The organism is Candidatus Woesearchaeota archaeon, assembly GCA_026394965.1.
Lineage (GTDB): Archaea > Nanobdellota > Nanobdellia > Woesearchaeales > 0-14-0-80-44-23 > JAPLZQ01.
Genome location: JAPLZQ010000033.1, coordinates 1 through 13,393 on the forward strand (window position 1 = coordinate 1; position 13,393 = coordinate 13,393).

Sequence of the window (13,393 nt, forward strand, 5' to 3'; positions counted from 1 at the left end):
TGTTGTTGTTGGAGGTGTTTTATCAACCTGGAATGTTTCAACATTTGTAATTGAATTTCCTAAAGCATCTTTGCATGTTATAGTCAAAACATGTGTCGATTCCTCTGGGAAATTAATATCAAAAGGAGGAACAACATTAGTTGCTCCAGTCCCTGTCTTTTCCCCATCGGTAACTGTATAATCCCAGTCGCATGTAACACTATCAACAGGATGGGGCTCTGGATCTACAGATACCACATGTATCTTTGTAACACCGTCAATAAAGCATACATCGCTTGGGCTTTGAGGTAAGCAAGCTCCATAAGAAGGACCAACTATGCTCTTCACTAAGCTTGGTGCTTGCGTGTCAACAATATCCAATTCATAGTGATGCGTTTCCTCAAGATTGCATCCGTCAGTTGACCAGTATTCAATTAAATGGTATGAATCCTTGCCTAATGTTAGGATAACATCCTGATTCATAACTCCTTGGCCTTCCTGATCAACAGTCCAAGGATCACTTTCAGTCAATCTCCAGTACACTTTATAGTGTATGACAACCTCGTCAGCATATTCTCCCGGCAATTTGTTATAACCGCCGTTTGCAGTATTGTCCGGATTGAAATCATTTGCTTTTAATGTGATAGTTGTGCCCTGCTTTACATAATAGCATCCGTCTGTCAATGTTTGCCCATTCGCCTGTGTTTCAGAGCATTCTACTTTCATTCCATCAGCAGGAGTCAGTGTTTTTTCTGTCTTTGGCTTTGTTGTATCCTTTATGAAAGAAACTCTAGGAGAAAATGTCCATTTTCCCCAATTTTCTTGTCCGTCTTTTCCGTGTAATTCGAGATAATGGGTTCCTTCACTTAAGGTGCTTATATCAACGGTAGCTTGAACGTCTTCACATAATTCATCAAAAGTCCCATCAGTTGCATCCATTGGTATCCCATTCCAATTCAAACATTGAGAAGGATTATCACAATCCTCATCAACAAAGTATTCTGCCAGCTGTATTCTTTTTTCAGTATCGCAGATATTTGCAGTTAATGCAGGATTTGTTCCGCAGATTAATTTTTCATCAGCATTACACTCTCCATTAATTAATGCGCCAACATTTTGAGGGTTATAATATGGATTTGTATTCCCTATGTAGCATGTTGGGTAATTTGGAGCTATACAGTCTATATCAAAATGTATTGTTTTGCATGAACCCCAATTTCCTGCAGCATCTTTTCCTCTGACATGGATGTTTAAGCTGCCGTCAGAAACAGGAACATTCCTTTTGATGACTTCTTCAAAAACATTGTTAAAATTTCCATCAGTTGCATCCATTAATGTGCCTGTCCCATCAGCTCCGCATGTGCTTCCTCCCAAGAAATATTCTGTAGCTGCAATATTTGAGCAGGTGTCTGTTTCATTAGCAAGAATATTTATCATGCATGTTTCAGGAACCTTGGTAACAACTAAATCAGAGGTTGTTGGTCCTATTGTATCAATTGGTCCAAGCAAAGCATCACATGTATCTTTGCAGTCCATAGGTGCAGTTGATAATCCGCAACCGTCTGCTGTGCATGATTGTGTTCCATAATAACAGGTGTTATCTTTTACTGTTCCTGGTGCTGGGCAATAACCATCTTGAGTCCAGCTGCATGTGCATGCAGTTGAAGCTGTGTTACATTGTCCATTATAATAACAATAATCATCTGCGCCTATGTATGGCTGGCATTCTGTTCCATAACCATCACATTCTGCTGAGCATGTGCTTACACCGCCAGCAGGAAGAACAATAGGTTCTCCGTCAGCTGCATCAGCATCTGCGCATGTGTGCGTTGGTGTCTGTGTCCCGCCATAATCACATTTATCATTAGTTTCATCACAGATACCGTAAATTGCAGCAGCATAATCAAATGTTGATAAGAAATTATCTAGGATATTATCGCATTTTGCTATTTCTGGCAGATTATTTGCTGAGCAATCCTTATTATTCAAGAAGGCACAGGCGCCGTTTCCATCACAATAGTCAACTGTGCAGAATAACTGGTCTGCTTCGCAAGGTGTGTTTAAAATTGCATTTGTAAAAACAGTGCAGTCCCCTGAATTTGGAGATTTGCATGCACCCAAAGATTTGCATCTGCTTGTTGTTATATCATAATAATTTCTGCAAGTTACATCAAGACCATCACAATCAATTGTTCCACACTCCGTGTCGTCTGTCGGCATTACATTGCATTGACCATTTCCATCACACTCTTGACATGTTCCGCAATCAGTGTGAGCTAGTTTGAAAGTATCTGCTGGGCAAGTAGCGCTTGAACCATCACAATTTTCCACTTTATCACAAACACCTGCACTTGCTCTGCATACATAAGTATTAGGTTGAACAGCATCAGCGGGACAGTTAGCGCTTGAACCGGTGCATGCTTCTGCAACGTCACATACTCCTGCAACAGCTCTGCATTCTACTTGAGCTTGTACGAAAGCATCTGTTGGACAAGCATTATTTATTCCGTCGCAATTTTCAGCGACATCGCAAGAACCAAAGCTAGGTCTGCATACTGCAGTTGATTTTAAATCAGCCGAGCAAGTTGCAGAACTTCCTGAACAATAATCGTCAACATCACAAGCACCCACTGAAAGGCGGCATCTAGTTGTAGAAGGTGCGAATGTATCTGATGGGCAAGCTGCGCTTGAACCGGTGCATGCTTCTGCAACATCGCAAACGCCAGCTGCAGCCTTACAAATAGTTGTATGTGACTGGAAAGTATCTGTTGGACAAGTTGCGCTTGAACCATCACAATTTTCCATTTTATCACAAACGCCTGCTGAAGCTCTGCATACATAAGTAGTAGGTTGGACTCCATCAGTGGGGCAAGCTGCGCTTGAACCGGTGCATGCTTCTGCAACATCGCAATCGCCTGCTGAAATTCTGCAAGTTGTTGCAGAAGTCTTGAAAGTACAATCAGTATTACAGCATAATCCGCCGTCGCACTGTTCTGTTCCTTCAACTACTCCATTACCGCAGTTTTGAGTTAAAGCGTTGAATCCTACGCAATAGAATGTAGAGCCGTGTGTTATGGCAGAGCCATTCAAATTATCATAATTATCATAGTTAAGGACGTCCCCATCGCAGTAAAACTCGGCAGTCACATCATTAGAGCTGCCATCTCCTGTGAATTGGACATAGCCTGCTTTAAGCCTTTCTCTGAACCAAAGGCTGTTGTCTGCCTTGCTTATTATTACACTTGTTCTTCCATTAGAATCAGTTGGATCGAAGGTAGTCCAAGGGCTACCTGCGTCATCTAGATTATCTCCTGGATTGCTTCCACCAAATCTCCATTGGAAATACCAGTCCTGAGTAAGCGCACATCCAGAATGGCTATTTACATAATCTGAAGCAGTTGTTGAACTAATATCACTTGCTCCGCCGCCCCAATTAGGAAGCTTTGATTCAGCATCACATATAACCTTATCAGCAACAATAGTAATGCATGGCTGGCAGTCAGAATCAGCGCAATCTATTGCACCATCACAGTCCTCATCTAATCCCCCAGTGCAAACTTCAACTGTGCTTCCTGTGGCATCGCTGCAGGAAAATGCTCCTGCTATGCAGTTTTTTATTCCTTCTTTGCATAGGTCAGAATCTGCTCCGTCACATGCTACACCATTTTGAGGATCTTCTGAGCCATCTGGGCTAGCAGCATCACAATCATCATCTACTCCATTGCAGATGTCTACTGTGCTTCCTGTAACATCGTTGCATACTGCAGCTCCTGCTGAACAAACATATGTTCCTTCTTTACATAAGTCAGAATCTGCTCCGTCACATGCTGCTCCAACATCGAATCCCTCATCAATTGAGCCGTCGCAATCATTGTCAACTCCATCACAGACTTCTGTGGTTGGGGTGCAAGATGTTACACATTGATTTTGTGCATTGCATGTTTTCCCTGAGGTGCAATCAGAATTCTGCAAGCATTCAACGACCTTAACTGCACCCGTCATTGTTAAAAGATTTCCTAAACGGTTATGACAATCGTCTTCACCAGAAATTTGAAAATAAGCATTATATGTTCCTACTGAAGCTGGCGCAGTAATAGTAAATGTTTTGGTATATGTACCAGCATTATTCTCATCATTTGTATTCACACAGGTCATTGCACTACTAGTTGTGCTGATTTTCCAGAAAGTTCCCTCCCAATCACTATAGTCTGTTAATGTTCCTGTTACGGCAGCTGTTATTGAAGCACCTGATAAAACTGTAACAGAAGATAAAGTGTTTAAAGTAGCACTAACTGTTGTTCTCGAATCAGTAAACTCAAAGTGTGCAGTATTTGTTCCGTCGCTGGCGTCAAGGAAATATGTTCCTTCAATGCCGTCGAGAATGTAGGGATATAATGAGAAATTAGAAGTTGTGGGGAGAGAATATGGACACCAAGTATCATCCTTACATACATGAGTAGTTACAATACCTTCAGAATCTGCAGGTCTTGTTACCTGTATCTGCACAGGATTTTCTGCGCTTGCGGCTTCAAAGTCGCTTCCAGAAATATAAACCGTTTCCTCAGGAGCAAAATCCGTTTTTATGTTCCCTGATTCATCGGTTGTCCATACCATTGCTGTTGCCGAAGCCACGGGATACGCGGTGATGAGTGCAATCATCAAAAAGAAAACTAACAGTTTGTAGACGCTAATTGTTTTTTTGGAATTCATTTTATACCCCCACTCGAATTAATGAATTTTATCTGCCTTTGCCCCGATTTTCGTCGGGACTGTTTTATGCGCTGTTATGCGCACAGGGTTAAAGCCGTCAGAGAAAGGTTTCTCCAACCTAAAGCTAATGCTGACTTTTAACCCCTAATTAGTGAAGAAAATACATGGAATTATATAAATCTTTCTAAAATAGTAACTTAGGTGTAGTAAAAAGAAATAGAAGAATTATCAGAAAATTAAAAATGGAGCCCGCCTGGGCTCCAAAAAAGCCACGGAGGTATCTATTTAATCCTTAAATTGCCTCTCCCCACAAGAATATGTTTCCGTCGCTGAAGTCGCCGTTGCACGGCTCTGGCAGTGTCAGTTTAAATGTCAATGCCATTTCAGCACCCGGCGAAAGCACATTTGCTTCTGTGTATCCAAGCTGCCCCCTTGTCATAATCTCATTGAAGGAGTAAAAGCCTGTGTCAAAGTGGTCGCCGTAGTTTATTGGGAGATACCCTTCCATATCAGGCCACTGCGGTCCGTATGTTATGGCAAATCCCGGGATAATGCTTGCATAAAAGTCAAGCACTGCAGCAACATCCATTGTGGTATAAGCTCCGTTTACTGCGTAATACCTTATGCTCCCAAGCGAGAGCTGATTTGTTGTTGGGCACTTTGCCCCGGAGTGTGCTGGGTCGTAGAAGTCAGTTCCTGATACAGTTCTCCTGTTACCTTAATCCCAATCTCCGGGTTGAAGAACCAGTATTCATCCTCATCAACTGTTGTGGTTTGGTCGTCAAGGTCAACAACTGCTGAGTGCACCCAGTATTCGCCGTGCATTCCCGGCTCAACTGTGAATGTGCAGGTGTAATACTCCATTACATCAGGCTTGAATTCAATTAGCTCTTCCTCAAGTATCCTTGCGTTGCAGAATGGGTCTATTCCTCTTTCTCCGCCCGCCTTTTCGCAGTTTGCCTCTATGAAATCAGGGCTTCCCTGCTCGCCGACTGCGACATAGACATCCTTGATTTTCTCAATTCCGTTCTTGTCCATAACTAGGACTGTCCACTGAATCTGCTCTCCGGTGAATGCGTAGTTTTTTGTCCTTTCATCAAGGCAGTTGTTGAACTGTTGGCACCCTACCTGGCAGCTCTGGTCGCACCCGTTCCTTCCGCCTTCTATATTGTCATCATAAAGAAACCTTTCGCCGCACATCCATATTAACGGCTTGAACTGCTCTGTTTCCATCCCTATTCCTATTCCTGTCCCGATTGAATTGGCTTTTACAGGCAGCAGCATAAGCATTGCTGCAATAAAAAGCACTAAAATCCTTTTTTCCATTTTTCTAAAGCCTCCTTGTTTTTTATTGCGGCTTCTGATGAAAAAGAACTGCAGAAATCAATCTGGCTGAAAAGAAATCAACCCCTTTTTTCACCTAAAAACCACCTTCTTTTTTTTAAATTATAATATTTTCAGGAAAAAATCAAATCAACCTGTTCCACCCTCAACACTTAACAGATAAATATTAAGGAAGTATTGTTTTATTAACTTTTCCAAAAAACAGCATTGGGAGATGTCCCTACTTTTTTTTACAACAGAATTCAAAATCCCCTCTTTTTTTATTTCGCTTCTGATTTTTCCCCTTTTTTTTGATAAATAATTTTGTGAATTTATGAGCGTGAATCCTTAAAATCCTTGTTTGAAAAATATTTGAAAAATTGTTAAAAAATTAAAAAAAAGAAAAAAAATAAATTTTTACAACACTCTTATATAGCTTCTCCCCAGAAGAAGATGTTTCCGTCTGTGAAGTCGCCGTTGCATGGTTCTGGCAGTGCAAGCCTGAATGTCAATGACATTTCAGATCCTGGTGTGAGGACGTTTCCAAGGTAATATCCTCCGTACTGATTTCCAGATACAATAATCTCTTTTCCAGCCATAGTGCCTGGAAACTCAACAAAGCTGTCGCCGTATTGTATTGGAACATAGTTCTCATCGCTTGATACTGTTGAGTAAGCTCCATTTACTGCATAGTAAGCGAAGTTGTAGATCCCATCATCCTTATCACCCTGTAATTCAAGCTGGTTTGTTGTTGGGCACTTTGCTCCAGAGTGTGCTGGGTCGTAGAAGTCTGTTCCTGATATGAACATATCAAGGAGGACTCCTGAGAGTAGCTCTGCATCGTTTCCAACAAGAAGTGTTGGCGAATAAGACATTGTTCCTGGCCTGACAACTCCAAAGTTGAGTTCGCCTGTTATTTTCAGGTTAATCGCTGGGTTGAAGAACCAGTATTCATCTTCGTCAACTGTTGTAGCCTGGTCGTCCAAATCAACAACTGTTGCGTGAACCCAGAATTCTCCGTGCATTGTTGGCTCAACTGTGAAGACGCAATGGTATGCTCCCATTGTAAGAGGATCAAATTCTTCTAATTCTTCCTCTCCAATCCTTGCATTGCAATCTCTTACGCTTGTTGCTAATTCATCTCTTGCGCAGTTGGCTTCAATGAAGTCCTCTGAGCCCTGCTCTCCTACTGCGACATAAACGTCCTTGACTTTCTCAATTCCGTTTTTGTCCATTACGAGAACATCCCAGTGTATCTGCTCGCCTGTGAAGGCATAGTTTGTTATTCTCTGTTGCATATTCAGATCTGCTGGTTCAAGGTTGTCGTCGAAGAGAACTCTGCTCCCGCACATCCATATTAATGGCTTGAACTGTTCAGTCTCCATTCCTATTGTGATTCCTGTGCCGATTGAGTTCGCCTTAACTGGCACAATCATCAGGACAAGCATGGCAGCCATTACAAGTCCAAAAAATTTTTTGTCCATTTTCTTAACCTCCGTTGTTTTCATCTAAAGCAGGAACGCTTTGCATTCCCGCTTTTTCCTTTCGGCATCCTTTCAGACGCCCGGACAGCTTCCTTGGAGTTGCCATGTGGGCTTAGCCCTGATGTCAGTTACTCACCGCAACCCCTCGCCTGACCGCACACAGGCTTTCGCCAGTGTTAGCATGATGTTTTAATTATCTGTGAAAATTTATATCATTAAATCAACGCCGGAAGATACGATTGAGAATCTATTGTAACAATCCCCGCTTTTTTGCCGTAGTTAATCTTCCGCACCCCCAACTCATAATCATGTGGATTTATTTATCATTCCTGTATAGCAAATGATTGATATGCACTTCTAAGAATAACCTCATTTATAAGAATTTGCGACGTGGAAAATAGAGAATCCATTACCGAAAAAGCCATTCTTCACACCCGGTAGACAACTCCCTTATGTCACCATTTGAATACGAAATTTTTACCGATACAGAATTTGTAATTCATTTAGTTTAACTTTGATGTGACAAACCGTTTGTATATCACGTAGAGTGACAATTAAACAGAAGAAATGCTTTTTTTGTTTCCGTCGGGGATTTTTGCTGTTAATTAGTTAATAGTGTAAAGTGTTATCTGCGTGTTGTGAAATGCATTCGTAATACAGAACCAGTGAAAAAAATTATAGAAAAAATAATTATTAAATAAATTTTTTTTACTCTTCAGAATCTCCCGCTTCGGCTGCGATGTCAGGCGTGCTTTTTGTCCTGAAAATCTGCGCGAACTTCGGGGTTGCAACAATGTAATCATCGCCGAATCCTGCAACATCCCCTTCAAGCGCGTCGCATGTCTTCTTGAGCTTGTTGATTGCCCTTTTCAGTTCAATCATGTCCTTCTCTTTTAAGGGCTTTATGTTTATCATCGCGATTGTGTTCCCTTCCCTCAATGCGTCCAGGATTTCTTTTATGTCTGCAAAATCACTGAGGACATAGGGCCTTACCATTACCTTGACTTCGCCTGATGCGCCTGCTGTTTCAAGCTCCACAAAATCCTTGTCAGATTCTTCAAAGAGCTCTTCATCTCCGCGGCTGAAGCTCTTTTTTATCTTTGAGCCGACTTTTGAGAAAAAATTTGCCATTTTTTTAGCCTCCTTTTGCAATCATAAACGTGTAGTTTAAAAATTTATTAACAGATATTTAAAACTTGCGATTTGTATTCTAAAAACGGCATTTTTCGATAAAGATTTATATTGAAGCGTTCAATAGCCCTTTTCATGGAAGAGCAAGGGGATTTATGCATATCCTGCGGGAAAAAGGCTGAGATTGAGCGCTTGTGCAGGCAGTGCTATCTTAAGAACAACCCGATTGTTGCGGGCTTTAAGGATATTTCAATGGAAAAGTGCGCTTCCTGCGGCAAAATCCTCATTTCAGACAAGGCAGCCTTTCCTGACCTTGACTCTTTCATCTCAAATTTCCTTGTAAAGCATGTGAAAGCAGGAGATGGTTTTTCTGATTTAAGGTTTGAGCATGGGATTGTCCTTCCTGAGCACAGCGGGGCAGAAGGCACTAAGGTTTTAGGCACCCTTAATGTGAAAGTTAGGGCTTCTGCAAGGGAAAACCAGAAGATAAGATTCAGCGAGGATTACTCTTTTCCCATGGAAATAAGGTTTAAGAGATGCAAAATCTGCGCCAAGCAGAAGAGCCAGTATTTTGAGGGGATAATCCAGCTTAGGAAAGGGAAAAGTGACGAATCCAAAAGGATTTTTGAGGAAATAAGTGAATATATTAAAGGGGAAATTCTGGCTCAGAATGAAAAGGGAGTTTTCATAACAAAAGAGGATGATACTTCTAATGGGACTGACTTTTACATAACCTCAAATTCATCTTCTATTAATCTTGCAAGGCAGATTGCAGCAAGGTTTGGGTGCGAACTTAAGATAAATGAGCGCCTTTTCTCAAAGGACAGGAACGGAAAGGACTTGTTCAGGGTATCTTCCTTTTTGAGGGTTCCTGAATACGCTCCCGGTAGCATAATTGCGCTGACTGAAGAGAGCGGAAAGGAAACTCTTGTGCGCGTTCTTGAATTCTCAAAAGGGGTGGTTGCAGAGGACCTTAAGACAGGGAAGAAGATTTCCTTCAAGCCAAAGGACTGCAGGATTCAAGTTCTTACCAAGGGCAATGCTGAGATTATACAGGAGCGCCCCAACATCCTATTGCTTCATCCTGAAACTTTTCAGGCAGTTGTTCCTGAGAATCTTAAAAATCCGTTTGTCTCTTCAAAATACAAGGGCAAGAATTCTGCGAAGGTTGTTGTTTACAACGACATAGTGTATCTTGTTTAAATGAATGCAGAAGCATATGTTTCAAGGAGAAGCATTGCTGTTCCTGCTGTTAAGGGCAGTATTATATTGTCATCTATTATCTTCTCATTCATCTTTATCTCAATGGTTTCCACAAGGAGCGCTGAAAAGGATGCTATGAAGGCAAAAAGCGGATTGACAAGCGCCGATGCAGCAATCCCTGAAACAACTGCGCCTGCGAGATTGCCCTCAATCATCTTTATCCTGTTCCACGGCGTCTTTATCCTTCCGAAGATTTTTCCTACAAAATGCGACACAGGGTCTCCTATTGCAAGTATCATTATTGAGGCATAGGCGATATTTTCAGGGAAAAGCTTTATTGTGAGAAGCACTCCGAAAAACAGCGACAGTGCGCCCTTTCCAGGCAGCTTTTTCATCTGCTCCTTTCTCTCAAACTTGTCAAGGAACCATCCTACGAAGGGAATGCGCACATATTCACAAATATCCTTAATGAGCTTATCCCGAGAACGCTTACTGCTGTGACAATGATTCCTGCCATGACAACTCCCAATGCTATTGCAAGGACTGCCTTTTTCCTGTCCATCCCAAGCACCCATGCTGCAAGTGTTCCAGTGTATGCTCCTGTGAAGGGCAGGGGGATTCCGACAAACACTGAAAGCCCGGGATAGCCGTATCTGTCAATTGAGCTTTTCACCCTTTCCTGAGCTTTTTTAACCTGGTGCTCAAAGAATCTCCTATACAGCTTTATCTTAAGAAGGTGTTTGTTGATGTAGTCAAGGAAAAAGAAAGTAGGAAAAATTATTGCTATGTTAAATGCAGTGCATATCAGGAATGCGTAGATATACGGGATTCCCCCGCATATTGCAGCAGGGATTCCGCCCCTCAGTTCAGAAATTGGAAGGATGCTTAGTATTATTGCTGTTATGAGCGTGTTCATCTGCTTTTCTTCTGCGCAATTCATATATAAAACTTTCATAAGAATAATCGTCCCTAATCAATAGTTACAAATAGAAAGTTTTAAATACTTCCCCTGTTTTTCAGGGTTTATGCCAAACCTTGAATATTACATTCAGGAATTGTATGATTATACAAATGATTACATGGCAAACTGTCCTAGAGAGAGTTTTGCTCCGGTAATGTATCCCAGGACAAAAGAGGATGTTCAGGACTGGCTTGTGAGATGGCATAGGAACAGGGGCAAGGAGCTTCCGAAGAATTTCTGGAAAAAGGACAAGAGGCAGCTTAACGGCATGTATTTCGGGATAAATTTCTACGAGAACAAGAAGAGAAGGCGTTATGAGACATTTCTTTCAGGGTATTACAGCATTATGGGGTGCCTTCACCCTGATGAGACAAGGGAAGAGCGCCTTGTGAGGATTGGCAATATGAAATATGATGATATTAAGAAGGAATACAACTCTGCAATGGTTTTCTACAGGCACATAAAGGCGCTTTAAAAATTTAATAATCTTTAATTTAATATTCTATAATCCTGATTTATCATTTTTTTTAATAAAAAATTTTTGCCAATGCTCTTCACGCATATTCAATCTGTTGCGCTTTTTTCCCTGCTTTTCACTCTTGCGCTTATTGAGAAGAACACGAATCCGGCAATGAGCAGCAGTGCAAATGCAGCTGTTCTTGTCGGTATCTCTGTTCCCAATACTGCAAATCCTGTTGGGCTGTAAGGGCTTATTGTGCTTAAACTGTAAAGGGTTGCTACAACAAAAAATGCGCATATTAATCCTTCTATTCCTTTTTCCTTCCCTGTTTTTTCCTTTTCATCATCTGCTTTTGCCTGGTACATTTTCTTTATCTCCCAATGGGCGTGCATCTTCCTTAATCCGTTCTGCCCATTTGTGCTTATTCCGTTCATTATCTTCTCTATCTGAGATTCAGGAACATATTCCCTGAGAAGCTTGTCTGCTTCATCATCTGTAAGGCTGATTTTCTTGTATTCCTGGAAGAGCTCCTTTATCTTTTCCCTTGCTGAGTATTTCATCATGGGGATTTCAAAGTGCCCGCTGTCATAGCATTTCACCTTCAAATCTGCCTCTTCTTCGGTAAGTGTAATTCCGGAATACCTTTTGTAGATGTCCTTTATCTTCTCGCGGTTTAATGTGTCTTCGCCTGCGCCGAAAAGTATGCTTTTCTTGTTGTACTTGTTTTCTCTTGTTCCTGCGCCTGAGTCAAGTTCATGCGTGATTCCAATCGTTCCTCTCGCTAAAAGCGCTTCCATCATGTTGTGCCCAATCCTGTAGGCAAGGTCGCTTTTCCTAAGCCTGTTTTGAGGGAGCATTTTCTGTATTTCATCAAATGTTACGAGTTCTCCTGTTCTTTTTATCACAAACCTGTCGTTTGTCTTTATGCAGTTCTCGCTTTTTATATGCTCATTTTTCTTTTGCTTGCGGAAAATCTCGTTTATCCGCTTTATTGTTTTTGGAATGTGATTTGGGCTTTCAATTATGGCTTCAGGGGAGCCCCAGTATCTTACTGTTGAAACTGACTGCGGATATTCCGGATTGCTTCCGTATGTTGAGTGCTTGTAAAGCTCAATCCATTCCCCGTTTTCCACTTTTTTCTCGGCGTCAAACACAATCTTAACTGCCTCTTCTTCAGGGACTCCCTTTGAGACAGCCCTTTTCACTGAGCGGGATTTCCTTATTATGCCCTCAAGCTCACCTTGATTCAAATACCCGAGAATTCCCTCTTTGCTGTCGCTCTTTTCCATCTTTTCCCTTAAATTTATTCTGGTATAAATATCTTTAGAATTCAGCTGAATTAAATCAGGGTTTATAGAATTAAATAATTGAATAAAATTGAGAAAGCGAAAAAAGAAGAGAAAATAAGAAAATAATACAGAAAAAAGAAAACTGCCTGCTCTTCTCTTCAGTAATCCTCGGAAATTTCAGGCGAATTGTCATCTGACGCCCGCTCAAGCCCTGATCCAGCGCCTGATTCCCTTGATTCTTCTTTCTGCTCTGCTTTTGGCTCTGCTTTTTTGTAGACTCCTGTTATTGACTCGTATCTTGCCCTTAATTCCTTTAATGGAAGCGACTTAATCCTTATTCTCTTCTCTATATCAGTGTCATTCTCATTCTGGTTTGTAAGGTTCTCGTAATTCACCAGGAATTCTGTGTAGAACCAGGAGTATTTTTCCCTCCAGACATTTATCCTGACATACATCCCTCTGAACTCATCTTCAGTAATCTTCCAGAATTTCTTCGGCTTTTGCTGCCCTTTTCTTTCATAAATGTCAAGAGCCCATTTTTGGTAGTCGGGCTTGTATTTTGGGAATGTTTTCGGCTCAAAATGCTTGTCTTTCATCTTGAATATTTTTTCTCTCAGTTCCTTGTCCATCTTTTTGATTTCGTCTTCAAGCCCCATGTTGCCACCCCGCTTATGAGACAGAAATCAAATCGGGTTTATAAAACTTTTCTTAGAATACTACTTTATGATAGTGATTATTTTGCCTTTCCCTGCTTTTCCACTTTTTCAATTGCCTTCCTGATTTCTTCAGGGTTGCCTATGTAATAATGCCTTATGGGATTTAATTTCCTGTCCAGCTCATAAACAAGGGGGAT

12 protein-coding genes are annotated in these 13,393 nt (G+C 41.3%); 2 read left to right on the forward strand and 10 right to left on the reverse strand.

Annotated elements, in window-relative coordinates:
• The 5 genes from NTV63_01450 to sepF all read right to left on the reverse strand — a co-directional run.
• Positions 1-4,689, reverse strand: a 4,689-nt coding sequence (locus NTV63_01450; protein ID MCX6709604.1) for a hypothetical protein, incomplete at its 3' end; no start/stop codon positions are given.
• A 292-nt stretch (positions 4,690-4,981) separates the two neighbouring features.
• Positions 4,982-5,278, reverse strand: a complete 297-nt coding sequence (locus tag NTV63_01455; protein ID MCX6709605.1) for a hypothetical protein — start codon at positions 5,276-5,278, stop codon at positions 4,982-4,984.
• 32 nt (positions 5,279-5,310) lie between these two features.
• Entirely contained in the window at positions 5,311-6,015 is a 705-nt protein-coding gene (locus tag NTV63_01460; protein MCX6709606.1) for a hypothetical protein, read from the reverse strand.
• 425 nt (positions 6,016-6,440) lie between these two features.
• The gene (locus tag NTV63_01465; protein ID MCX6709607.1) at positions 6,441-7,496 is read right to left on the reverse strand and encodes a hypothetical protein; all 1,056 of its coding nucleotides are present in this window, start codon (positions 7,494-7,496) and stop codon (positions 6,441-6,443) included.
• Between the two features lie 708 nt (positions 7,497-8,204).
• Positions 8,205-8,627 carry a cell division protein SepF gene (gene sepF, locus NTV63_01470; protein ID MCX6709608.1) on the reverse strand — a complete coding sequence of 141 codons (423 nt, stop codon included), beginning with the start codon at positions 8,625-8,627 and terminating at the stop codon, positions 8,205-8,207.
• Positions 8,628-8,762: 135 nt separating this feature from the next.
• Here sepF and NTV63_01475 point away from each other — a divergent pair, with 135 nt between their 5' ends.
• The gene (locus tag NTV63_01475; GenBank protein MCX6709609.1) at positions 8,763-9,830 is read left to right on the forward strand and encodes an NMD3-related protein; all 1,068 of its coding nucleotides are present in this window, start codon (positions 8,763-8,765) and stop codon (positions 9,828-9,830) included.
• On the opposite strand, the gene NTV63_01480 is transcribed toward NTV63_01475, so the two are convergent.
• On the reverse strand, positions 9,827-10,279 hold the full coding sequence (locus NTV63_01480) for a hypothetical protein (GenBank protein ID MCX6709610.1): 453 nt from the start codon (positions 10,277-10,279) through the stop codon (positions 9,827-9,829). The two genes, NTV63_01475 and NTV63_01480, sit on opposite strands and share 4 nt — an antisense overlap.
• Positions 10,261-10,746: a small multi-drug export protein gene (locus NTV63_01485; GenBank protein MCX6709611.1), complete on the reverse strand. Its 486-nt coding sequence runs from the start codon at positions 10,744-10,746 to the stop codon at positions 10,261-10,263. Before NTV63_01485 ends, NTV63_01480 begins: the two co-directional genes overlap by 19 nt.
• Before the next feature lie 109 nt (positions 10,747-10,855).
• On the opposite strand from NTV63_01485, the gene NTV63_01490 reads away from it, so the two are divergent.
• Positions 10,856-11,266, forward strand: coding sequence for a hypothetical protein (locus NTV63_01490; protein MCX6709612.1), 411 nt, complete (start codon positions 10,856-10,858; stop codon positions 11,264-11,266).
• An 89-nt stretch (positions 11,267-11,355) separates the two neighbouring features.
• Here the strand turns inward: NTV63_01490 and NTV63_01495 are convergent, their stop codons facing one another.
• The 3 genes from NTV63_01495 to gpmA all read right to left on the reverse strand — a co-directional run.
• Entirely contained in the window at positions 11,356-12,540 is a 1,185-nt protein-coding gene (locus tag NTV63_01495) for a hypothetical protein (protein ID MCX6709613.1), read from the reverse strand.
• A gap of 158 nt (positions 12,541-12,698) precedes the next feature.
• Positions 12,699-13,196 carry a hypothetical protein gene (locus tag NTV63_01500; protein ID MCX6709614.1) on the reverse strand — a complete coding sequence of 166 codons (498 nt, stop codon included), beginning with the start codon at positions 13,194-13,196 and terminating at the stop codon, positions 12,699-12,701.
• Between the two features lie 77 nt (positions 13,197-13,273).
• The coding region (gene gpmA / locus NTV63_01505) for a 2,3-diphosphoglycerate-dependent phosphoglycerate mutase (GenBank protein MCX6709615.1) at positions 13,274-13,393 on the reverse strand (120 nt) is incomplete at its 5' end.